We start from the raw sequence: 22,660 nt of genomic DNA, 5'->3' as shown, positions 1-22,660 counted from the left end.
ACAAAAAGCCTAACATTAAATGTTAGGCTTTTTTATGCATGATCATTGATAAAAAAATCTTATCGTTTAGGTGGGTTATCTTTTAGCCACAACTGGTTAACAATTTTTAATTCACGTAGCTCTTCTGCCATAATTGACTCACTAATACCCGGATACTTGATCCTTGCATAGCCATATAATGCAATACCTAGCACAGTCCAGCCAAAGAAAATCCACCATTCAATGGGTGTTAGCGCCGATGGCATACCTGGCATATATAACATCAATAAACCAAAACTTAGTGCAATCGTAACCATACCAACGAGCTTACCTGCTGGTATTTTAAATGGACGTACCATATCAGGTTCGCGGTAGCGTAGTACTAGGAATGAGATAGCGACACAGGTATAAGCAATAACGATACCAAAGCCACCGGCATCGACGATCCAAACCAGCATTTTACGACCAAATAATGGCGCTAATGTCGCCAAACCACCGATTAATAGAATGGCATTCGACGGCGTCTTATACTTTGGATGTAGCTTGCCCAAGAAGGCAGGCAACATACGTGCTTTTGACATGGCGTATAGTAGACGACTACCACCGATTAAGAAGGCATTCCAGCTTGATAAAATCCCAAGCACACCGCCAATCACCAGCAAAATTCCTGCCCACTTACCTTGCCATGCATTGGTCATCGCATCAGCAGTAGCAAGGGTTGAGTCCTCTGCTTGTACAAGTGGCAGCGTCGTCCCCACGCTCCAAGCAATACCCACATACCACATCACCGCAACGACGATAGAGATGATCAAAAACTTACCGATATTAGGACGAGTTAGATCGATCTCTTCTGCTGCCTGCGGGATAACGTCAAAACCAACAAACATAAAAGGCACCATGACGATGACCGCCATCATACCGCCGATACCACCAATAAACGCGGGCGCTTGTATCGAATTTGAGCCCTCAGGATTGAACAAGACCGCACCGATAAACAGTAATGTACCGACGAATAAAATGCCCAATACCGCCGTTTTTTGAAACCAAGCACTGACTTCCATACCGCGTATATTTAGCCACGTCACAATAATTGAGCCGAGCATCCCGACGCCTACCCAGGTGGCATAGACATCCCAACCAGCGATGGTCCACAGATACCCTTGGTTATAGTTGGGAATGAAATACTCTACGACGGTCGGTAAAGCAACTGCCTCAAAAGCGACCACTGAAAAATAACCGAACAGAATACTCCACGAACAAATAAAGGAGACATTCACCCCTAGTGCTCGGTGCGTATAAGTATGCTCACCGCCCGTAATCGGCATGGAGGCCGCCAGCTCAGCATAAGTCACACCAATCAGTATCACTGCCAAACCGCCAATAAAGAACGCCAGCATCGCGCCCCATGTCCCAGCAGATAAAATCCAGCCTCCTGCCAAGACTACCCAGCCCCAACCGACCATAGCTCCGAATGCTAAGGCAATAATATCTAGCGTCCCTAACGATTTTTTTAATTCAGACATAACTTGCTCCTTGTCTGTGTGTCGTCCGTGTTAACCTTTTATGGCCACACTATTTATGGCCACACTATGTTTTGTTTAGTGGGATAGCACCCATCATAATTATCATATATACCTTTTGATTCAAGCTGTCATATACTACCAGAGCACTTTTAAACCGCTACGGTGTTACCCGCCCTAGATGTACTCAATGTACTATCTGCGGTCGGCCGCCTTATAGCGATTTTAAAATTCCTTGACTATACCTGTTTGAGATTCAAATAGTAGAGACAGCAACGGCGTCTTGACTTGCAAGGCGCCGTTGTAAAAAATGTACTCAAAGCGAGTGCCATATGGGCAATCTTGCTGTTCTATCAACTATTGGCTCAATAGTTATTAAGCCGTTAGGATACCTTTGATGATATCTAATCCTTCTTGCAGTACTTCATCTTCAACGGTGAGCGGCACCATCACACGAATGGCGTTGCCAAACATGCCGCACGAGGCTAATAGTAGACCTTGCTCGAATGCTTTGGCTTTTAAGTTAGTAGTCGCCTCGACATCAGGCTTGCCGTCACTGTCGATTAATTCAAACGCAAGCATCGCGCCTTTATGGCGAATATGACCGATGCTACTTAGGTTTAAATCCTTTAAGAATGCTTCGATTTTGTCTCCAATCTCAATACTACGCTCAAGCAGGTTCTCTTCTTCGATGACTTCCATCACTGCCAATGCAGCAACACACGCCAATGGGTTACCAGAATAAGTACCGCCCAAACCACCTACTTGCGGCGCATCCATAATATCAGCGCGACCGATAACGGCAGAAATAGGATAACCACCTGCCAAGCTCTTGGCACTGGTCATCAAGTCCGGCTCAACGCCTAACTGCTCACTGGCGAACAACGTACCGGTACGCGCAAAACCACACTGCACTTCATCAAAAATCAGTACGATACCATGCTCATCACAAATCTCGCGTAAGGCTTTGGCAAATGATGGCGTCACTTGATGGAAACCACCCTCGCCTTGTACTGGCTCGATAATCATCGCCGCCACTTCACTAGGATCGATATCCGCTTGAAAGATCATCTCAAGGCTATGCAATGCTTGTGCTTCGGTGACGTTCAGCTCTTCTGCTGGGAATAGCGCATGAAAGACAGGACCAGGCATCGGACCGAAGTTCTTTTTGTACGGCAATACTTTACCCGTTAGGCTCATGCACATCAGCGTGCGACCATGCCAACCGCCAACGAAAGAGATGACGCCCGGGCGACCAGTTTTTGCACGAGCAATCTTTATACAGTTTTCGACGGCTTCTGCGCCAGTGGTTAAAAAGAACGCTTTTTTCTCACCGCTGATAGGGGCTTTTTCGCAAAGCTTTTCGGCAAGATCGACATAGCATTCATAGTTAATCATTTGTGCCGCAGTATGGGTAAACTTATCAAGTTGCTCATGGACACGCTGAGTGATTTTTGGATGGCTGTGACCAGTATTGAGTACTGAGATACCGCCGACGAAATCGATATAGCGATTGCCTTCCACATCCCAAACTTCAGAGTTTTTGGCTTTTTCTGCGAAGATAGGAAAGGCAACACCAAGTCCTGTTGGTAAAACGGCTTTGCGGCGCGCAAGTAATGATTGATTGGTCGTAGTCATGAGAATGTCCTTTTCATTATTTTTAATATGAGCGCCATTGATTAGATGGTCACTCATTTAACAAGCATTAGGTGCTAGGTAAGAGGTGCTTTTAATGAACAGCTTACAGTGCGGCGTTGAAATCAAACATTAGCTGACGTCAGAACACCAGTATTTGGTCACAACATATTCTTCGATGCCATATTTCGAGCCTTCACGGCCAAAGCCAGACTGCTTGACGCCACCAAATGGCGCAACTTCAGTAGATATCAAACCAGTGTTGTGGCCGATAATGCCGTACTCAAGACCTTCGGTGACGCGCCATGAGCGTGCATAACTGCCACTATAGAAGTAAGCGGCCAAACCATAAATCGTGTCGTTGGCTTGACGGATGGCTTCTGCTTCATCGTCAAAAACGAATATCGTCGCGATAGGACCAAAAATCTCTTCAGCAGCGATATCCATGTCGGTACTGATATTGGTAATGACGGTTGGGTTAAAGCTAAGCGGAGAAGCGTCATTCTTGTCACCACCAGTGACTAAGTGCGCGCCTTTATCCAAGGCATCTTTTAATAACGCTTGTACTTTTTCTAAGCCCTTTTCATTGATCAAAGGACCAATATTAACGCCCTCATCCATGCCATTACCGACGTTAAGTGCTTCAACTTTTTTCACAAAAATATCGAGGAATTTATCTTTGATACCGGCTTGTACGTAGACACGGTTGGCACATACGCACGTTTGACCAGCGTTGCGGAATTTGGAGGCAATTAAACCATCAGCAGCTTTTTCGAGATCGGCATCATCAAAGACGATAAAGGGCGCATTGCCACCCAATTCTAGAGACAATTTTTTGATGGTTGGTGCGCACTGTGCCATCAAGGTACGACCGACTTCAGTAGAACCGGTGAACGATAGCTTTTGAATACGGGCATCACCCGTTAAGATTTCACCGATGACCGATGATTTGCCCGTCACTACTTGAATGACGCCTGCTGGGATACCAGCTTGCTCAGCTAATACACCAAGGGCTAAGGCCGAAAACGGGGTTTCGGTGGCAGGTTTGATGATGATGCTACAGCCAGAAGCCAAAGCAGGAGCCGCTTTACGGGTAATCATTGCCGCAGGGAAGTTCCAAGGTGTAATTGCTGCACAGACACCGACCGGTTGCTTTAAAACAACGTGGCGCAGTTGTGATTGATTGGCGGGGATGACATCGCCGTAGACGCGCTTACCTTCTTCGGCAAACCAGCGAATAAAGCTGTTGGCATAACCAATCTCACCACGTGATTCCGTCAATGGTTTACCTTGTTCGGCAGTCATAAGAATCGCGAGATCTTCTTTGTTTTCATCAATAAGATCGGCCCACTTTTGCAGTAGCTCGGCACGTTCTTTGGCCGTTTTTGCCGCCCATGATACTTGCGCTTTATGAGAGTAAGCGACCGCTTCATCGACGTCTTGTTTGGTTAAGCTTGGCACCGTACCGATGACTTCGCCATTAAAAGGATTGGTCACATCGATAGTCGCGCCGTCACTGGCATCTTGCCAGCCGTCTTTAATAAAACACTGCTGTTTTAGTAGCTCTGAATTCGATAGGGTTAGCGTATTTTTTGGCATCGTAACACTCCATGTTGATCGTGATTTGCGCATTTATTATGGGTAAGCTATTTAACAATTTGATAATGTGGCCATTTAAAGTGAAAACTCAAAACTATGCCATTTTAAAAGTACGGCAACACCATTCATTGTTAGTAAGCTCATTATAAGAGACTAAAAATTAAAACGATCAGTCAGTAATAATTATTGCTCATCTGTATTTTGTTCAATATACTGAACATTAATTCTATATATGAGACGTCATTATAAGAATGATGCGTCACTATTTGCAACCTTTATTCAGATTATTTTGAGTATTCTCTTAACTATTTTTGTTTTTACTTTTTTATAGGCGACTTATGAGCACAACGGCCGTTCCAGCATTGGACAAAACCTTTCAGATTTTAGATTTGATTACAGCAAGTCAACAGCCCTTGACTGCCGCTTATATCGCCAAGCAATTAAAGCTGCCGCGCAGTTCAACCCATAACATTTTGCAAAGCTTGCTGGCCAAGCATGTCATCTATAAAGATAGCGACAGCCGCTTTCATTTAGGCTCCTATCTGATGTATTGGGCCGGCAAGTATGAGCAGCAGCAAGGCGTCATCCAGCTATTTAAAGACCTCATCGTGCAGTATCCTATACTCATGCAGCATACCGTTACCTTATCCAAACTTGACTTGGGCGAAGTAGTATTTTTGGCCTGTCATGAAGCGCCTGCCCCGCTCGGCTTTACCTTCCGTGCTGGTGTGCGCGTGCCAGCGGTATTTTCAGCGACTGGCAAAGCGATGTTGTCTACGCTCTCCATCCAAACCATCGAATCTTTGTACGAAGGTATCTTCCCTGAACCACTGACGCCAAACGGTGTCGATAACTTTGCGGACTTATCTACTGAGATGGCCGCCATTCATGACAGTCGTATCTCACTCGATGACGGGCAATTACGCGAAGGTATGTACTGCTTGGGTACTTATATTCGCAATGCGTCAGGCAATGCCGTTGCAGGTATGGCGGTTAGCTTTTTGCAGGCAGAGTACGAGTCTAAGTATGCTGAGGTCAGTGCTGTGCTGATTGAATTGGCACAGCAAATTGAGCAGCGTTTGGGTTTTAAGGAGGAGCATTTGGCTTAGCTGTTTAATAAACGTCTCAAACAGTCAAATGAGCCATTAACTAAACAATCCCATCCGCTTTAAGCTTGGCAATCATCTCGCTGTCGTAACCCAAATCAGCAAGCGTGCTATCGGTATGCTCGCTCAATTGCGGTGGCGGCGTACGATAGCTGACAGGTGATGCAGAAAGCTTAATGGGATTACCCAGTGCTCTAACAGGACTACCCTGCTCACTAAAATCAACAATCATCTCGCGTGCCAATGCTTGCGGCATGGCTAAAGCTTCGGCCACGTTATGAATAGCACCGCACGGAATGCCTGCTTGATCCAATACCTCTAACCAATAGTTGCGTGGTTGCTCGCCGAACTTTTTGGCCAGCTCATTACATAGCAGCTCACGATTGGCAACGCGTTGCGGATTGGTCGTAAAGCGGCTGTCGCTATGCCAATCAATACCCAATACGTCACAAAGCTTGGCAAACTGGCTGTCATTACCACATGCTAAGATAAAGTGCGCCTCCCCCTCACCAGCAAACACTTGATAAGGCACGATATTGGGATGCTGATTACCCAGTCTTGGCGGTACATCACCTGAGGCTAAATGATTCATACCGACGTTCGCTAACATCGCCAGTGCACTGTCAAGCAATGCTACATCGACATGTTGTCCAAATCCAGTATGCTGACGTGCCAGCAGTGCCGCTTGAATGCCAATGGTCAGCTGCAAGCCTGCAAACAAATCAACGACGGCCACACCAACCTTGTGCGGTTCGCCGTCGCTTGGCCCAGTAATACTCATTAGTCCTGATAGCCCTTGAATAATATAGTCGTAACCGGGGCGCTTGGCGTCGGGACCTGTCTGACCAAAACCCGTCAATGACGCATAAATCAGACGTGGATTGGCTTGTTTTAAACTGTCGTAATCTAAGCCGTATTTCTTTAAACCACCTACCTTAAAGTTCTCAACGACAATATCGCTATCAGCAATGAGCTGTTTGATAATGGCCTGTCCTGCCGGTTTAGTAATATCGACGGTAAGCGATTTTTTATTGCGGTTAATAGTAGCGTAATAAGCGGAAGTGTCATCGCTGAATTTTGGCGGGGCCCAATGACGCGTTTCATCGCCGATATGTGGACGCTCAACTTTTATGACTTCTGCGCCCAGATCAGCAAGTACTTGTGTGCAAGAAGGGCCCGCCAATACTCTCGATAAATCCAGTACCTTGATACCATGCAACGCGCCCTCTGGCATATTAGCCCTATCAGTCATAATCATCCCTTATTTTGTAGCGTATTCTTTGATTTTTTGATCATAAAACTGTTCTGCATCATTTAGCCGCTTAACGGTTAAATCATGAAGAACAACTGAAAAACGTACGCTACTGTCTATAACTGCTTCGTAAAAAGCAAAACAATAACGTACGTCACAAAATACAGTTGTATCAATTAAAAACGCTTAAAAGAACGCTTGAATACCCGTCTGTGCACGACCTAAGATGAGCGCATGAATATCATGCGTCCCTTCATAAGTGTTGACCGCCTCTAGGTTCATGACGTGACGGATGATGTGATACTCATCAGAGATACCGTTACCGCCATGCATATCACGAGCGATACGCGCGACATCCAGCGCTTTACCACAATTATTACGCTTAATCAGCGAAATCATCTCAGGCGCTGCATTGTCTTCATCCATCAGACGCCCAACACGTAGCGCTGCCTGTAGACCCAACGTGATTTCAGTTTGCATATTGGCAAGCTTCAACTGCACGAGCTGCGTCGCGGCTAGCGGACGACCAAACTGCTTGCGATCTAGCGTGTATTGACGAGCCGCTTTCCAGCAAAACTCAGCCGCGCCCATTGAGCCCCAAGCGATACCGTAACGGGCTTTATTTAAGCAACCAAACGGCCCTTTTAGACCACGGATATCTGGGAAGGCATTGGCTTCGGGAACGAACACTTTGTCCATGACAATCTCGCCAGTGACTGAGGCACGCAGTGAGAACTTCCCTTCAATCTTCGGCGCTGATAAGCCTTTCATGCCTTTATCTAAGATAAAACCACGAATATCACCAGCGTCATCTTTTGCCCACACCACAAACACATCCGCGATAGGACTGTTGGTAATCCACATCTTATTACCCGTCAGCTCATAACCGCCATCCACTGCACGCGCACGAGTCGACATCGATGAAGGATCAGAGCCGGAATCTGGTTCAGTCAGACCAAAGCAGCCGACATATTCGCCTGAAGCCAGCTTTGGCAAGTATCGCTCTCTTTGCTCTTCGGTGCCGTACGCCCAAATAGGATGCATGACCAAGCTTGACTGTACACTCATCGCTGAACGATAGCCCGAGTCAACCGCTTCAATTTCTTTAGCCAGCAGACCATACGCGACGCTGGACATACCCGCGCAATCATAGCCCTCAATAGTCACACCAAGCAGACCCATCTCACCCATTTGACGCATGATATTACGATCGAAAACCTCATTACGATTGGCCTCAACAATATTAGGCATTAATTCTTTTTGAAAAAACTGACGAGCACTTTCAGTGACCATGCGCTCTTCGTCAGTCAGCTGATCGCGTAATAAAAAAGGATCTTCCCAATCAAAACGTGGGCTAGTAGATGTTGCCATGTGGAGCTCCTTGGTGTCAGTCATCCTGACCGACGAGTAGTGAATGAGATATGAACTAACTTAGTAAGATATTGACTTCTTAATTCCGCTGTGCGAAACTTAGTTTCATATTATGAAACTATTTAAGCAGAATTATAGGCTGCTGTAAACCCCTATTGCTAACTATGGCTATAAAATGATGAAAAACACGCTTTTATTAGAGAATATTAATGATCAACTTATACAGAGCAAAGAAGCTGAAGATCGGCAATTTGTCACCGCTCTTGGCCGTGGATTACTGTTGCTCGCAGCATTTGAGCATCAAGAGCAAATGAGTCACCAGCAGTTGTGTCAAATGAGTGGATTACCTAAAGCGACTGTGACGCGACTGATTTACACCTTGACGACTCTCGGGTTCTTGCGTACTACTGTACAGGGTCAATATCAGCTAGGCAGCAGTGCCGTTCGTTTGAGCGCTAGCGCTTGGAGTCAGCATGATTTGGTAGCACTTGCAGAGCCTCTATTGCGCCAATTTGCGCTAGACTATGAGGTGTCAGTGAATTTAGCCACCGAAATTGAAGGAGAGATGCGTTATTTGGCTTGCTATCGTAGTCCTGCTCGACTCTCGGTAAATCTGCAAGTGGGCTCCGCTGTCCCTATTGCTGATACGGCTATTGGTCGGGCTTTTTATGCGATGAGTACGCCAACTAGACAGGCTGTTATTAATAATAATCTACGAACAAGATCATCGGCTAAGGACACTCAAATAGCGCAGTTAAACCTAAATAAAGCTGCTAAACACTTTGAAGAAAAAGGCTATACCTTGTCCGACGGTGAGTTTTCGCCAGATATATTGGCAGTGGCGGTTGGTGTATTTGATGTAGCAACGAATCATTTTGCCTATTCGTTAAATGCTAGTGTGCCAAGAGCGAACTGGGATGCAAAGGAATATGCAGCAATAATAGTGCCAAAATTGCAGGCGTTGGCTGAACAGATTGGGAGTGGGATTTAAATAAAAGTAGCATAGCTATATCTATTCCATCAATTTTCCATGTAACTTTGTTGAAATGTTAAATCATATGCGTATGATTAAATATACCGAATATAAAAAGTTATATAGGAATGCGCATGACTCATTATAATAAGAATTTAGCGAAATCGGCACTATCTTTTGGCATTAGTTTAGCAGCTATGCTAATGCTTAGTGCTTGTCAGCCCAATAATAACCCTGACGCTACGGCTGAAACTCAAACTAGCAATCCAAATCAGACTGATAATTCAGATGCCAGTACTGCTACTCCAGCGCCAATCGCCACGCAAATTGAGTTCCCGCACTATATTAAAGGCTGGCCTACTCTGCTTCATCCGATCTCGCCGCTTAGCTTGACTGCTGAGCAGGATGAAAGTTTAAGTAGTATAAAATCTAGGGATAAATGGCAACCTACTATCTTTGCAGAAACAGAGCCTTATACCTATCAAACCTACATCAGTAATATCGTCTTTGAAGACCTCGCAACTGGCGTAGAAAAAAAGTTATTGGTTGACGATAGCTTTATTATCCGTAGTATCTTTATTCCTCATGTCACTAAAAAACGTATTTTAAAAATAAATTCAAATGGTGATGCTATTGTGGACGCTAATATCGTGACAGATATAGAGTCTGATAATGCTACAGACGAAGTTTATAGAACGCCGCGTTTTGAGACCGTAAACACTTTATTTAAGCATGCTATCTATCATATTAATGAGACGCCAAATCAAAAAGATGCCAAAGATAAAAATTTATTGAAGCAACAAGCGCTGTATATGAGTGACGATAAAGGGGATAAGTTGCTCAAACTGCATCCTGATAATGAATTTATCCAAACCACCAAATGGCTACCACAACTATCGCGTTATTATTTTATCACTCGCTCAGACAGTGACGGTAATGGACTTATCGATGATAAAGATCAGACTCATAACTATCAAATTGATTTCTCTAAAAGCACGCCAGCGGTCAAAGGCTATGACTTTGAAAATAGCAGCGATTGAGCGTGTGTGCATATCATAGCAGTAGCTTGACTATAGTTTACGTGCCATATGAATAGCGACAATGCCAAAGCTTAAGCGCTCAAAATTGACCTCACCAAAGCCAATATCTTTCATCTCTTGCGCTAAAGCTTCGGCACTAGGGAAGTCTTTTACGCCCTTAAGCAAGTACTGATAAGCTGAGCTGTCACCACCCGTTGCCAGCCAACCAATCAGTGGCATTACCACTGACATATATCCTAAATATAATTTATGAATCCAGTTAATAGGAATGTTAGAAGCTTCTAAAACGACTAGTCTACCCTCTGCTTTTAATACTCGATAAGCTTCTTGCAATGCCTTATGTCTATCACATATTTTCAATCCTAAAGAGATAGATACCACATCTTGGCTGGCGCTCTCAATCTGTATCATGTTTTCAGCGTCTAAAGGCATAAATGAAGTGTTCGCACTGTAGTTAGTCATTTTCTCTTTAGCCTTATCCAGCATTTGCACACTTATATCTGAGACAATAATATGATGCAAGTTATCCGTAAATACTTGTTACCTTTATTAAAAAGATAACTCATCGAACTTAAGCCCAAACTTCATCAGGTACTTACGTAAACGATCGCTGTCATTAGGGTTTTTGAGTTTATTGCGGGAGTTGGCATAGAGGTAGCGCCCTGCTGCTGCTTGATTTTTATGATCAATACAAACATTAATAACATAAGCCAATTGTATAGCGTCAAAAGGATCGATAGACTCAAGCATTTCTTCGTCAAGATATTGGCTTAAAAGCTCATGGCTACCCTGCTCTAATAGTTCACTGTCTAACCCTGTTTCAGGTTTATTTTTACTTAGGCTATTTTTAGACTGCATGTCTCCCGGTGATGACCATAGCTCTGTCAAACGTTCAATCTCTGCCTGCACATCCACTACTCTAATCACTTTGCTATCTGCAAGCGTAGTCAAGCGAATCATACTCGCGCTTAAATCCCGAAAATTGCCTTGCCATGTCGCCTGCGGACTAGTTGCGAAGTCTTCATACAACTGTCGTGCACTCGGCTCAAAGCGATATTGTTGCTGCTGTTCGCTACCTAAACGCGCCAGCTCATAATCGATATTAGCAGGTAAATCCTCTAGTCTGTCTTTAAGTGACGGCAAAAAGAACGTCCACGTATTAAGCCGCGCAAATAAATCCGCACGAAACTCACCATCTGTGACCGCTTGGCGCAAGTCTTTATTGGTTCCTGCCATTAGCTGAAACGAGACGTTAATCGACGTATCACTACCGAGCGGATAAAAGCGCTGCTCCTCTAGTGCCGTTAATAACATTGCCTGCTCATCAAGTCCCAATTCACCGATTTCATCTAAGAATAATAAACCGCCGTCCGCTGATTTTAGTAAACCATCACGATTTGACGCCGCACCTGTAAATGCGCCTTTAATATGCCCAAACAATACACTCATTGCTGTATCACCGCGCAAGGTGGCACAGTTGACTTCGACAAATTTATTTAACGCATATTTACCTTGTGCGGTACTGTTGGCTTTGGCCTTTTTTAGAGCGTAGATTTGGCTCGCAAGTTGCGACTTGCCTGCTCCTGTTGCACCCATCAATAGTATCGGCGCGGTCGAGCGCGTGGCAACTTTTTCGATATCGGAGATGAGCTGTTGATAAGCAGCATTTTGGGTAACGAGATTGGCTTGCAAGGTTTGCCAATGCTGCTGCTTTTCCGCCTCAAAGCGTGCGCGTAAACCATCATAACGCGAGACGTCTAAATCTATCACTTGATAGCGACCTTGCGGATCCGCTTGATCCGGTCTCGGACAAGGAGACGTCTGCAGTAAATCTGCTGGGATGAATCCTGCCTCTACCAATAAAAACCAGCAAATCTGCGCGACATGCGTGCCCGTAGTCAGATGCAGCAGATAATCAGTGTTATCTTGAAAGTCGAACGCTGCCGCAAAGTCATACAGCTCAGCATAGACATCCGCAAAATCCCACGGACTAGATAACGAGACATGATGACCAATCACTTGTGTCTGCGGACTGACATGCGCCACGTCATCTTTGACAATCTTAAATAGACGCTTGTCACGGGTGCTATATAAAATATGCAGCTCATCAATCAACAGCGCATCATGCAAACCTAGACTAACCGTCGGTCGCCAACGTTGCCAACGCTTATCGTTAAAGCCATTGTCTAAAGTGGTGCCGAGAAAGCCGATAACGGCGGTTTTATTATGTTGGGTTTTATTTGACATAGTAATCATTCGTTCCAAAGTATATATTGCTTTTTATCGCCTCCCAAACCCCTTCTGGATTGGTCTGTAATAAGAAATGGCTACCATCCATAGCAATTCTAGAAAAATCAGTAAATACTTCATCAAATATCTCTATGTTTTGCGCAGAGACTAGATTGTCTTGATTGGCTTGCAAGTATAAACAAGGCACACTTAGGGTTTTGTGCGCTACTGTAGTATTAGCAATGATTGCCAGTCGCTGTTGCAATAACTCGTTAGGCGTCTGCTTCAGTGCTTGAATAAATAAAATTCGCAGTTGCCTCGTTTGCCAGCGTCCAAATAGTACTCTACCCCATATTACACTTGGAGTAGTTCGAATAGCGCCTTTCAACCAAGCAGGGTTAAGCTTGGCGACTATAGAAACAAATTTGCTAGGTGCTTTTAGGAAGCTTGCAACAAATACAACGTGTGTGATGTCTAACTGCTGACGGCTAAGTAACTCATAGGCCAATAAGCCAGAATAAGACTCAGCAATGACAACTACTGATTGACCTTCATATTCGTTCTCAATACGCGTCGCTTGTTCAGATAATTTTTGTGCCAGTGGATTGCCCATCTCATCATGATTTAAATTAATAATCACGCTCGATATTGGCTTTGACGCTTTTGAGAAATGCTCTGTATTAATCGAAGCTTGTAGCACTTCTATAAATGGCTTAAATAGCACGCCTGTGCCATCTGCCCCTGGCAATAGTAAAATCATCATAAAAGCACCTTTTAAATTCTATTTTTAGATTAGTTTTCTGAAAACAAACCTAACCTTAATACCATCTAATATATATTAAATTCTATAAAAATAGAATAAATCATAATGTATTGTATTTTTACTATAAAATAAATGAGCATAAGACTTATATTTAATTTCTATTTTCTTATTAACTATCAGTAACTTAACTTGCATATCTGGTAAAGTAAAAAACTTGGCACGCCCTTCGCAGTGTATAAAGCACAGCTTATTCAATATTAAATAACTTTATAAGACTAAGGAGCACGCTATGCAACCAACTACTCATAATATCATTCAGGACGGTGGAACCCCTATCAGGCTTTGGACAAAGGGCGTACCTGTTGACCCAAAAGCCCATGACCAGCTTATTAAAGCTTCGAAAATGCCATTTATTTATAAGTGGCTTGCGGTAATGCCCGATGTGCATGTCGGTATTGGCGCGACTATCGGCACGGTGCTGCCGACCAAAGAAGCGATTATTCCAGCAGCGGTCGGTGTCGATATCGGTTGCGGGATGATGGCCGTGCAAACCACCCTAACCGCTGATGATTTGCCTGATAATTTGCTGGGTCTACGTACTGAACTTGAAAAAGCCATTCCACATGGTCGTAGTAAAACTCGTGGACGCGGTTCACGTCGTGATGTTGGAGCCTGGTCAAACCCTGACAATAGCGTCATGGATGGTTGGGGAACGTTAGTCGATGATTTTAACTATATCACCCAAAAGCATCCTAAGCTTAAAAACACTAATAATCTTAATCATTTGGGTACGCTTGGCACGGGCAATCACTTTGTAGAAGTCTGCTTGGATGAGACCAATCAAGTGTGGATTATGCTGCATTCAGGTTCGCGCGGTGTCGGTAATGCTATCGGTCGCTACTTTATCGAGTTGGCACGTGAGGATATGCGTAAGTGGTTTATTAACTTGCCTGATAAAGACTTGGCTTACTTTGCCGAAGGTACCGAGCACTTCGATGATTATTGGTTTGCGGTGGGTTGGGCGCAGCGATTCGCCTTTAAAAATCGCGAAATCATGATGGAAAAAGCGATTAAAGCGCTACATCAAATCATCACTAAGCCCTTTGATGCCAAGGTTAAAGCGGTGAACTGTCATCATAACTATGTGGCAAAAGAAGAGCATTACGGCGAAGAAATCTTTGTCACTCGCAAAGGCGCGGTACGTGCTCGCGTTGGTGAATACGGTATCATCCCCGGCTCAATGGGCGCAAAGTCCTTTATCGTGCGCGGTAAAGGTAATGAGGAATCGTTTTGCTCCTGCTCACACGGTGCAGGTCGCGTGATGTCACGGACTGAGCCAAAAAAGTCTTCACGGTAGCCGATCAAATTGCCCAAACCGAAGGCGTGGAATGCCGTAAAGATGCCTCAGTGATTGACGAAATCCCAGCAGCTTATAAAAATATCGATGATGTGATGAATGCGCAAAGTGACTTGGTAGAAGTGGTGCATACCTTGCGTCAGGTAGTTTGTGTTAAAGGGTAAATGGAATATGATTAAGGTTATGCGCTTAGCTGAAAAAATCAAAAGCTTAAGAAGCATGGCCTCAACATCTGGGTTCTTTAAACAGTGGTAAATATGCTTTTCATAACTCTATTTTCTTTAAAAGCTTAGCTCGGTGCTCGTCCCTCGGCAAAAGCAATACATGATTCAAACGTATGTTAGAATTTAAGCTATCCTAACACTCACAACTAAATATTATTCTTAAACACAAGGCTAAATATGATTCCTCAAACATTTATTGAAATAGTTGGTGATATTTTAGGCAATACCGAGAAAGGATTATCAGGTTCTAAAATTGCTAGCTTATTGTCGGCGCATGCAGTTGACTATGATGTTGATATTCCCTATCCAAGTTATCCATTTCCTCCATCAGTACCTAACAAAAGATATGCTCTAAAGAAAAACTTAAGCGTATTTGATTCGAAGCAACAATTTAAAATCATAAAAGAACTTTGTGAACATTCAGAACTTAAAAACTTACCCGAAGTCAAAGACCTTAAAATAAAATTATTAACACGTTTTAAAGGTTTAAACACAGATATAGATATGGTTAATGAAATCTTAGTAGATGAAACTAGATTTTGGTTAGATGACTATACTAAATCTTTAAAACAATATAATAATGCTCTAGAGAAGTACAAAGGAAATATATTTGAAAGAAATTTACTAGATGATCTTCGTTTATCGTTAGAGCTACTAGTCAAAGAAATACTAGGAAATTCAAAATCTCTAGAAAACCAATTTAGTGATATAGGTTTATTTATTGAGAGTAATAATGGCTCTAAAGAACTATCAAATATGTTTGTAAAGTTAATCGATTATTTTACAAAGTATCAGAATGAGTATGTTAAACATGATTCTCAAGTTATCGAAGAAGAAGTTGAGTTTATTCTTGAAATAACCTCTTCATTTATGAAGCATTTCATTAGAATGAAAAATAGGACTTAAGGACAAAACTATGAAACTCGCAGAAGCCCTACTTATCCGTAGCGATATGCAAAAAAAGCTTGCCCAGCTTAAAGGACGAATTCGTAGTAATGTCAAAGTCCAAGACGGTGATACGCCAAGCGAAGACCCTAATGAGCTAATGATTGATGCTAGCCAAATTATTAGTGAGCTAAGTAATTTAATTGAGCGCATTCACCGTACCAATGCCATTGCTAAGACGGATAAAGGTCAGTCGATACTGACACTATTGGTTGAGCGTGATACCTTAGAGATGCGCCATAAGCTATTGATTGAAGCGATTGAAGCCACGGACACCGAGGTTGATCGCTATAGCCATCGTGAGATTAAATGGAATATCATAGTCTCGGTCGCAGGATTACAAAAGCAAGCCGATGACATCGCAATGAAACTACGCAAAATTAATATTGTCATTCAGTCTAATAACTGGCAGATTGATTTGGTTGAATGATTTGCTTAAGTAGTTATTTTAAACCATATGTTTTAGAATTTTCTACGTGCTGAATATAAGCGCATAGACGACCAGTTTGGAACCGATTGGGCGAGTGTCAGACCCCAAACCGTCACAGCAGGGGGTTGAAAACATACTGTAGTGACTGCTACGCGTTGGGGGCAAATGCTTTTTTTACACCTCATGCCCCGTACACGTCACAGCTCACAGTGCACTATTTAGACCTTACCACCAGACACTGACAGTCGGTTTCAATTTATTTTTATGGCTCTCTAACATTTATATTTTTTTAAATACCATTCAACTATCATTACGCGATAAGTATCATCAAAAAAACGCTAAAAACATCTCAAAAATAAGAAAGTCTCACATCATGCCAATATCAAAAACCAAACCGTTAAAAATAGACGGCAGCACTGGCGAAGGCGGTGGACAAATTATCCGTACCGCATTGTCTTTATCTATGCTGACCGGTACTCCAATTGAGATAGTTAATATTCGGGCTGGTCGTGCCAAGCCTGGATTGATGCGTCAACATGTAATGTGCGTGCAAGCGTCACAAGCGATATCAGACGCCAGCGTGTCAGGCGCTCACTTAGGTAGTACGGCATTTAGCTTTACGCCGAATATGATTAACTCAGGTGACTATACTTTTGATATCGGCTCGGCTGGTAGTACCAGTCTCGTACTGCAAACTATACTGCCTGCCTTGCTGTTTGCTAACTCCAATAAACACTTAAAATCAACCGTAACCATTAAAGGGGGCACGCACAATCCATTAGCGCCAACCACAGACTTTTTACAACAAGCGTTTATTCCTGCACTTACTAAGTTGGGTATGCAAGTAGATATTGAATGTCTGCAAGCAGGCTTTGCGCCTATCGGTGGCGGTATCGTTAAGGCAACGATACCGCCGTTTTTGCGCCGTGCTGACTCGCTGCCTTTCAAACTTATTGAACGTGGTGAGCTGATGAGCGTAGAGCTAGTCGCTAGTGTTCTGAACTTAGAATATGACATTGGTAAACGTGAGCTTGCCAGCGCGCAGGCGGTATTGGTTGAAGCCGGAATCGACGACACCCTTATTACCACAAGATGTAATAAACTGCTCGGTATCGGTGAAGGCAATACTTGCTATGCGATCGTTACGCATAAGGTTAATGGACAATACCATCCAGAAGTCTTTACCCTGCTCGGAGAAAAACGTGCTTCTGCTGAAAAGATGGGGAGTCGCTTAGCAGGATTAATTAAACGCTACTTGTTCAAAACCGATGCGTTGATGGATGAGTACCTAACCGATCAACTCTTATTGCCTTTAGCATTGTCAGGGGGTGGTGAGTTTACTGCGCGTATTATTAGCCAACATACCGAGACCCAAGCATGGCTAATCGAGCAGTTTTTGCCTGTAGAGATCAAGTTCGAGACGATTGATGAACAAAGAACTTTAGTACGAATCGTTGATTAAAAAAGTAATGACGTTTACTTTTTAGACTTATACATTGAAAATACGCAGCTTCATACCGTTACTCAACTCATATTTTGCCATGATATTTTCAACGTATAATAGTAATCCATAGTTTTCTATTCCATAGTTTTCTATATAGAAAATTTTTATTTCGTCTCTGTTTTTTATGTCCTATTGTCGAGCGCCACTATGCCCCAATCTCGTACCAATCTAAATCCTGAACCTAAAACCAACTCTCCGTATCTGGTCGGCTTATTGCTGCGCTACAGCACCTTTGGCGCTGCGATATTGATATTTCTAGCAGGTCTATTATTGCTGAATTGGTGGTTAATCGTTATCGGAGGGTTTGGGGTGTGCTTGGGAATTTATGACATCATACAATCAAAGCATGCTATTTTGAAAAACTATCCAGTTGCCGGGCACATTCGTTACGTACTTGAAGACTTCCGTCCTGAGATTCGTCAGTATTTATTAGAGGATGATAAAGAGCAAGTACCGTTTTCACGCCAGCAACGTGCGCTCGTTTACCAACGTGCAAAGAACGTCAGCGATACCAATGCCTTTGGTACGTTGGATAATTTATACGCGCATGGTAAGGAGTGGTTTTTGCAGTCGGCAGTGAGTCAACCGTTAGAGAGCCAAGACTTTCGTATTATCGTTGGCGGCGAACGCTGCCAACAGCCGCACGATATGTCGGTGTTTAATATCTCGGCGATGAGCTTTGGTAGCTTATCAGCCAATGCCATTATGGCGCTCAATCAAGGTGCAAAGATTGGCGGCTTCACTCACGATACCGGTGAGGGCGCGATTAGCCCGTATCACCGCAAGTTCGGTGGCGATTTGATTTGGGAATTGGGTACGGGGTATTTTGGTTGCCGTGATGACAACGGCAATTTTGATCCACAGTCTTTCGCCGAAAAAGCGGTCGATCCACAAGTTAAAATGATTGAGATTAAGCTCTCTCAAGGTGCAAAACCTGGTAAAGGTGGCGTGCTACCTGCTGAGAAGATCACTCAAGAGATTGCTGATACCCGTCAAGTTCCTCTTGGGGAGGATTGCGTGTCGCCATCTTCGCATACGGCCTTTAGTACGCCACGCGAAATGGTGGCTTTTTGGCAACAGCTACGTGACTTATCAGGCGGCAAGCCCGTTGGTTTTAAGTTATGTGTGGGTCAACCGTGGCAGTTTATGGCCATTGTCAAAGCCATGATAGAAACGGATAACTATCCTGACTTTATCGTTATTGATGGCGCTGAAGGCGGCACGGGCGCAGCACCGGTTGAATTTATGGATAACGTCGGCATGCCGATGGTTGAAGGGTTTTTATTGGTACACAACACCTTGGTTGGTGCAGGCATCCGCAACAAGATTAAGCTTGGCGTCAGCGGCAAGATCGTATCCGGCTTTGATATTGCGCGTATGATTGCTTTGGGCGCAGACTGGTGCAACTCAGCGCGTGGCTTTATGTTTGCCGTTGGCTGTATTCAGTCACGCTCATGTCACACCAATACCTGCCCGACTGGTGTGGCTACTCAAGACCCGTATCGTCAAAAAGCACTGGATGTCCCCAGCAAAGCCGAGCGCGTCGCAAGCTTCCACAAGAACACCCTAAAATCTCTCGCCAGTATCGTGGGAGCGGTGGGACTTGAACACCCAAGTCAGTTGCAGCCTTATCATATCGCTCGCCGCTTAGACGACGGCCAAATCAAATTATTATCCAAGTTCTTTTACTTTACCGATAGAGGCGCTTTACTTGATCATAGTGCCCGCGCAGACGTTTTCAACCAGATGTGGGTCATGGCAAACCCCGATAGCTTCTTAGCCAATAACGATGCGTTGATTGCTTATAACAAGGACTCGCGTGATAAAGGCAAAGAAACCAGCGCACCCACAGAAGCAAGCCTGGGTAGTCCTGAGTATAATGAAATCAATGGTGGTCGGCTGATTGGTAATGTCAATAATACCTTTCGCGACTTCCCGCCTGCTAGCAAATAATAAGCTAATAGCCATACAAGCCTATAAATTATAGACCCAATTATATCGTTAAAATCTTCTAAAAACGCGATGCTATTGCTGATATCAGTTTTTTGTAGCCTCTGTCTGCGCAGGCACAGCAAGCAAGAAAAGTTGATATCAGTTGTACATGATATATCGATATTACTTTTCACTGACTATAGTCCTAATATAAAAGACACCTCATTGATGCCAAGTTTCGGTTTTGCTTTACCCCACTCCTTACTGGCGGCAGCGCTTATGGCCTTGAGCGTTAGTGCCTGCCAGCCGATAGGTGCTGACACGTCTGACAATGATACAGAAAACTGGTCATGCGAAACACAAAACTCGCCGTTTTCTTATAGCATCTGCCGTATCGATACCAATGCATTAAATAGCGAGCGCTACTCTTTACAGCTGTTTTGGCAATCGTCTGCAAGCGAGCAACCTTTGCTAACCTTTGACAATGTCGTAGCGACCTTGCCAGACAATCAAACGCTTAGTTTTGCCATGAATGCAGGCATGTATAACGAAAATTATGCACCGATTGGCTATACTGTCATCGATGGTAAAGAGATTCGTGCGTTAAATACCAAAGAAGGAGGCGGCAATTTTCATTTATTGCCCAATGGTGTGCTGTGGTGGGATAAGTCTGGCAAGGTAAAAATCACTGAAAGCAATGCTTTAAATGAGCAGCTTGAGAGCGGCAAAGCGCAGCCTTGGTATGCCACCCAATCGGGTCCGATGTTGGTTATCAATAACGAGATACATCCGCAGTTCAACCCTGATAGCACCTCACTCAAGCTACGCAATGGTGCCGGTGTTTGCAGCGATGGTAGCATCCAATTCGTCAATAGCGATGAGCCTGTGACGTTTTATCAATTTGCTGCGCTGTTTAAAGATGATTTAAACTGTGCAAACGCGCTTTTTTTAGACGGCGGGATTGCATCGGCATTATATACACCCAGCATCGATAAGCATGATAAAAAAGAGATGGGCGTGATGATTGGCTTTGTTGAAAATAAAAATTAATATACCTTTTATACCTCTGCCTTCCTAAGCAGTTACTAACCATTTATTGTTTGAAATTAAAAAAGCACTTGAGACGATTTTGTCATCCAAGTGCTTTTTCTTTATCAACAATAGCTAAAAACTAGCCGCCCAGACTCATTTTAGGACCAAAGGGCTCATAATGGACGCTATCAACGCCATGATCTAATGTCATCAAGCCATCAATCATACTTTCCATAAATGGCATCGAGCCACAGACATAAATATCAGCAGGCTCAGGCAAGGTAGCAAGCCATGCCTCATCTAATAGTTGCCCAGACTCGAAGTAAAAAATATGCTTTTCTACGTGGTCGGCCTTATCTAACAGCGCATTCACTTCAGGATTAAAAGCGTGATGCGCTTCATTTTGGCAAGCATAAACCCAGATAATATGTCGTTTCGGATTGGTCAATACTTGCGCTTCTAACATGGATAATACAGGGGTCACGCCAACACCAGCACTCATCAATACCAATGGAATCTCATTTTGCTCAACCAGCTCTTGGTTGAGCGCAAAGTCGCCCGCCGGTGCCGACAATAGAACGGTATCACCCACTTCTAAATCATCATGTAGATAGTTAGAAACCAAACCGTGATGCTCATTACGGTTGTCGCGTCTCACAGCGAACTGGACGCCTGTATCGGTACTGGCAGAGTACAAAGAATAATGACGCAGGGCAACATGGTCACTGGCCTTTGGATCTGTTTTGACCGTGATATATTGACCAGCGGTTAGATTTAATTTACTCAGGTCAATACTTTGTGTACTTTCTGAATACTCGTTCACTGGCACAACCGTAAAGGCGGCGATATCCGTGGCAGCCGCTACCTTTTCAGTCACTTTAAAAGGTGCAAAACCCTGCCACATCGCCTCTTCATACATACCATGTTCAATCTGGATAAATACCGAAGCAATCTCATCATAAGCTTCCGTCCAAGCCGTAATGATATCATCATTGGCAGCCTCGCCTAGCACTTCTTTAATGGCACCGATTAAGTGCTTACCAACGATGGGGTAATGCTCAGGCAAGATTTGTAACGCGCGATGCTTGTGACTGATTTGGGTGACCTGTGGCAGTAGCGTCGCCAATTTATCCAAATGCTTTGCCGCTGCTAATACTGTCATCGCTAACGCGGTTTGTTGACGGCCTAGCTTTTGATTGGTTTCGTTGAATATGTCCAACAGCTCAGGATGCTCTTCAAACATGTTTTTATAAAATACTGTTGTAATCGCTGTCCCATGTTCTTCAAGGACGGGTACGGTTGCTTTTACGATTTCTGACGTTTTTGGTGAAGCCATAATATCTCTCTTAGTGATGTATAACATTGCTTGGATAAGGTTAAAGTTAAGTTGTCAGCGGTGATTAGAATTGCCTAAATCAATCAAACATTTTGGCAATTCTAATTGAAGGGCTGACATAAATCTTTATAAGATATATTTAAAATGAATCTTATCATGTTTGTCTACGCATACCAATACTGAATCAGTATTTTCAGTTATTTTTAGCGTGATTGGCTTTTAGAGTGACAAGTTTTTAAAGTAACAGGCTTTTAGAATAAGTATCTCTGATTACTACTCTGGTAAAAACCAACAAAGCTGCAAACGGACGCTTATTTTGTGCCCTAGATTCAAATAAGAAGTGCAACGTTTTAAAAGAATGAGTTGAAGAGTAAGATGTGCCGTGTTGCATTTCAAACTTCAACTCCTACATATCAGAACGTTATGAAACACT

Annotated in this window: 17 protein-coding genes and 1 pseudogene; 9 read left to right on the top strand and 9 right to left on the bottom strand. The window is 43.6% G+C overall.

The genetic code is table 11. From position 1 onward, the window contains the following. Positions 1-59: 59 nt before the first annotated feature. The 3 genes from HQR03_RS07100 to HQR03_RS07090 form a co-directional block, all read right to left on the bottom strand. Positions 60-1,502: an APC family permease gene (locus HQR03_RS07100; protein WP_173239685.1), complete on the bottom strand. Its 1,443-nt coding sequence runs from the start codon at positions 1,500-1,502 to the stop codon at positions 60-62. A 372-nt stretch (positions 1,503-1,874) separates the two neighbouring features. Next, on the bottom strand, positions 1,875-3,137 hold the full coding sequence (gene gabT, locus HQR03_RS07095; RefSeq protein ID WP_025651252.1) for a 4-aminobutyrate--2-oxoglutarate transaminase: 1,263 nt from the start codon (positions 3,135-3,137) through the stop codon (positions 1,875-1,877). Positions 3,138-3,266: 129 nt separating this feature from the next. Next, a complete protein-coding gene (locus HQR03_RS07090) occupies positions 3,267-4,733 on the bottom strand; it encodes an NAD-dependent succinate-semialdehyde dehydrogenase (RefSeq protein WP_173239684.1) in 1,467 nt (488 codons plus the stop codon). Between the two features lie 338 nt (positions 4,734-5,071). Between HQR03_RS07090 and HQR03_RS07085 the strand changes: the two genes are divergently transcribed. Continuing rightward, entirely contained in the window at positions 5,072-5,842 is a 771-nt protein-coding gene (locus HQR03_RS07085) for an IclR family transcriptional regulator (RefSeq protein WP_025651254.1), read from the top strand. A gap of 40 nt (positions 5,843-5,882) precedes the next feature. Here the strand turns inward: HQR03_RS07085 and HQR03_RS07080 are convergent, their stop codons facing one another. Next, the gene (locus HQR03_RS07080) at positions 5,883-7,091 is read right to left on the bottom strand and encodes a CaiB/BaiF CoA transferase family protein (protein WP_217271558.1); all 1,209 of its coding nucleotides are present in this window, start codon (positions 7,089-7,091) and stop codon (positions 5,883-5,885) included. 186 nt (positions 7,092-7,277) lie between these two features. Continuing rightward, a complete protein-coding gene (locus HQR03_RS07075; RefSeq protein ID WP_173239683.1) occupies positions 7,278-8,462 on the bottom strand; it encodes an acyl-CoA dehydrogenase in 1,185 nt (394 codons plus the stop codon). A 178-nt stretch (positions 8,463-8,640) separates the two neighbouring features. Between HQR03_RS07075 and HQR03_RS07070 the strand changes: the two genes are divergently transcribed. Both HQR03_RS07070 and HQR03_RS07065 read left to right on the top strand, forming a co-directional pair. Further along, positions 8,641-9,453, top strand: a complete 813-nt coding sequence (locus tag HQR03_RS07070; protein ID WP_244951997.1) for an IclR family transcriptional regulator — start codon at positions 8,641-8,643, stop codon at positions 9,451-9,453. Positions 9,454-9,569: 116 nt separating this feature from the next. Further along, positions 9,570-10,475, top strand: a complete 906-nt coding sequence (locus HQR03_RS07065; RefSeq protein WP_173239681.1) for a hypothetical protein — start codon at positions 9,570-9,572, stop codon at positions 10,473-10,475. Positions 10,476-10,505: 30 nt separating this feature from the next. On the opposite strand, the gene HQR03_RS07060 is transcribed toward HQR03_RS07065, so the two are convergent. The 3 genes from HQR03_RS07060 to HQR03_RS07050 are packed head-to-tail and all read right to left on the bottom strand — an operon-like array spanning position 10,506 to position 13,467. Continuing rightward, positions 10,506-10,997, bottom strand: a complete 492-nt coding sequence (locus HQR03_RS07060) for a class I SAM-dependent methyltransferase (protein WP_173239680.1) — start codon at positions 10,995-10,997, stop codon at positions 10,506-10,508. A gap of 27 nt (positions 10,998-11,024) precedes the next feature. After that, positions 11,025-12,722 carry an RNA repair transcriptional activator RtcR gene (rtcR, locus tag HQR03_RS07055; RefSeq protein WP_173239679.1) on the bottom strand — a complete coding sequence of 566 codons (1,698 nt, stop codon included), beginning with the start codon at positions 12,720-12,722 and terminating at the stop codon, positions 11,025-11,027. Continuing rightward, positions 12,712-13,467 (bottom strand): alpha/beta hydrolase, encoded by a 756-nt coding sequence (locus HQR03_RS07050; RefSeq protein WP_173239678.1) that lies wholly within the window; start codon positions 13,465-13,467, stop codon positions 12,712-12,714. The genes rtcR and HQR03_RS07050 overlap by 11 nt, the downstream gene beginning before the upstream one ends. Before the next feature lie 289 nt (positions 13,468-13,756). On the opposite strand from HQR03_RS07050, the pseudogene HQR03_RS07045 reads away from it, so the two are divergent. The 6 genes and pseudogenes from HQR03_RS07045 (at position 13,757) to HQR03_RS07020 (ending at position 20,909) form a co-directional block, all read left to right on the top strand. Further along, positions 13,757-14,988, top strand: a pseudogene (locus tag HQR03_RS07045) (RtcB family protein). Between the two features lie 237 nt (positions 14,989-15,225). Then, on the top strand, positions 15,226-15,954 hold the full coding sequence (locus tag HQR03_RS07040; RefSeq protein ID WP_173239677.1) for a hypothetical protein: 729 nt from the start codon (positions 15,226-15,228) through the stop codon (positions 15,952-15,954). Between the two features lie 10 nt (positions 15,955-15,964). Continuing rightward, on the top strand, positions 15,965-16,423 hold the full coding sequence (locus HQR03_RS07035) for a DIP1984 family protein (RefSeq protein WP_173239676.1): 459 nt from the start codon (positions 15,965-15,967) through the stop codon (positions 16,421-16,423). 373 nt (positions 16,424-16,796) lie between these two features. Next, positions 16,797-17,885, top strand: coding sequence for an RNA 3'-terminal phosphate cyclase (gene rtcA / locus HQR03_RS07030; RefSeq protein WP_173239675.1), 1,089 nt, complete (start codon positions 16,797-16,799; stop codon positions 17,883-17,885). Positions 17,886-18,074: 189 nt separating this feature from the next. Next, positions 18,075-19,880, top strand: a complete 1,806-nt coding sequence (locus HQR03_RS07025; protein ID WP_173239674.1) for an FMN-binding glutamate synthase family protein — start codon at positions 18,075-18,077, stop codon at positions 19,878-19,880. Positions 19,881-20,087: 207 nt separating this feature from the next. After that, on the top strand, positions 20,088-20,909 hold the full coding sequence (locus HQR03_RS07020) for a phosphodiester glycosidase family protein (protein WP_173239673.1): 822 nt from the start codon (positions 20,088-20,090) through the stop codon (positions 20,907-20,909). 121 nt (positions 20,910-21,030) lie between these two features. Here HQR03_RS07020 and HQR03_RS07015 read toward each other — a convergent pair whose 3' ends face one another. Next, positions 21,031-22,227, bottom strand: coding sequence for a globin domain-containing protein (locus tag HQR03_RS07015; RefSeq protein WP_173239672.1), 1,197 nt, complete (start codon positions 22,225-22,227; stop codon positions 21,031-21,033). Between the last annotated feature and the right edge of the window lie 433 nt (positions 22,228-22,660).

The organism is Psychrobacter okhotskensis, from assembly GCF_013248965.1.
GTDB classification, from domain to species: Bacteria; Pseudomonadota; Gammaproteobacteria; order Pseudomonadales; family Moraxellaceae; genus Psychrobacter; species Psychrobacter okhotskensis.
Note: the sequence above shows the minus strand (reverse complement) of the source record. Positions and strands in the feature narration are given on the sequence as shown.

Coding starts and splice junctions, on each gene's coding strand:
- HQR03_RS07100 (WP_173239685.1), bottom strand. CDS start 1,502: ATGTCTGAATTAAAAAAATCGTTAGGGACGCTAGATATTATTGCCTTA.
- gabT (WP_025651252.1), bottom strand. CDS start 3,137: ATGACTACGACCAATCAATCATTACTTGCGCGCCGCAAAGCCGTTTTA.
- HQR03_RS07090 (WP_173239684.1), bottom strand. CDS start 4,733: ATGCCAAAAAATACGCTAACCCTATCGAATTCAGAGCTACTAAAACAG.
- HQR03_RS07085 (WP_025651254.1), top strand. CDS start 5,072: ATGAGCACAACGGCCGTTCCAGCATTGGACAAAACCTTTCAGATTTTA.
- HQR03_RS07080 (WP_217271558.1), bottom strand. CDS start 7,091: ATGACTGATAGGGCTAATATGCCAGAGGGCGCGTTGCATGGTATCAAG.
- HQR03_RS07075 (WP_173239683.1), bottom strand. CDS start 8,462: ATGGCAACATCTACTAGCCCACGTTTTGATTGGGAAGATCCTTTTTTA.
- HQR03_RS07070 (WP_244951997.1), top strand. CDS start 8,641: ATGAAAAACACGCTTTTATTAGAGAATATTAATGATCAACTTATACAG.
- HQR03_RS07065 (WP_173239681.1), top strand. CDS start 9,570: ATGACTCATTATAATAAGAATTTAGCGAAATCGGCACTATCTTTTGGC.
- rtcR (WP_173239679.1), bottom strand. CDS start 12,722: ATGTCAAATAAAACCCAACATAATAAAACCGCCGTTATCGGCTTTCTC.
- HQR03_RS07050 (WP_173239678.1), bottom strand. CDS start 13,467: ATGATGATTTTACTATTGCCAGGGGCAGATGGCACAGGCGTGCTATTT.
- HQR03_RS07040 (WP_173239677.1), top strand. CDS start 15,226: ATGATTCCTCAAACATTTATTGAAATAGTTGGTGATATTTTAGGCAAT.
- HQR03_RS07035 (WP_173239676.1), top strand. CDS start 15,965: ATGAAACTCGCAGAAGCCCTACTTATCCGTAGCGATATGCAAAAAAAG.
- rtcA (WP_173239675.1), top strand. CDS start 16,797: ATGCCAATATCAAAAACCAAACCGTTAAAAATAGACGGCAGCACTGGC.
- HQR03_RS07025 (WP_173239674.1), top strand. CDS start 18,075: ATGCCCCAATCTCGTACCAATCTAAATCCTGAACCTAAAACCAACTCT.
- HQR03_RS07020 (WP_173239673.1), top strand. CDS start 20,088: ATGCCAAGTTTCGGTTTTGCTTTACCCCACTCCTTACTGGCGGCAGCG.
- HQR03_RS07015 (WP_173239672.1), bottom strand. CDS start 22,227: ATGGCTTCACCAAAAACGTCAGAAATCGTAAAAGCAACCGTACCCGTC.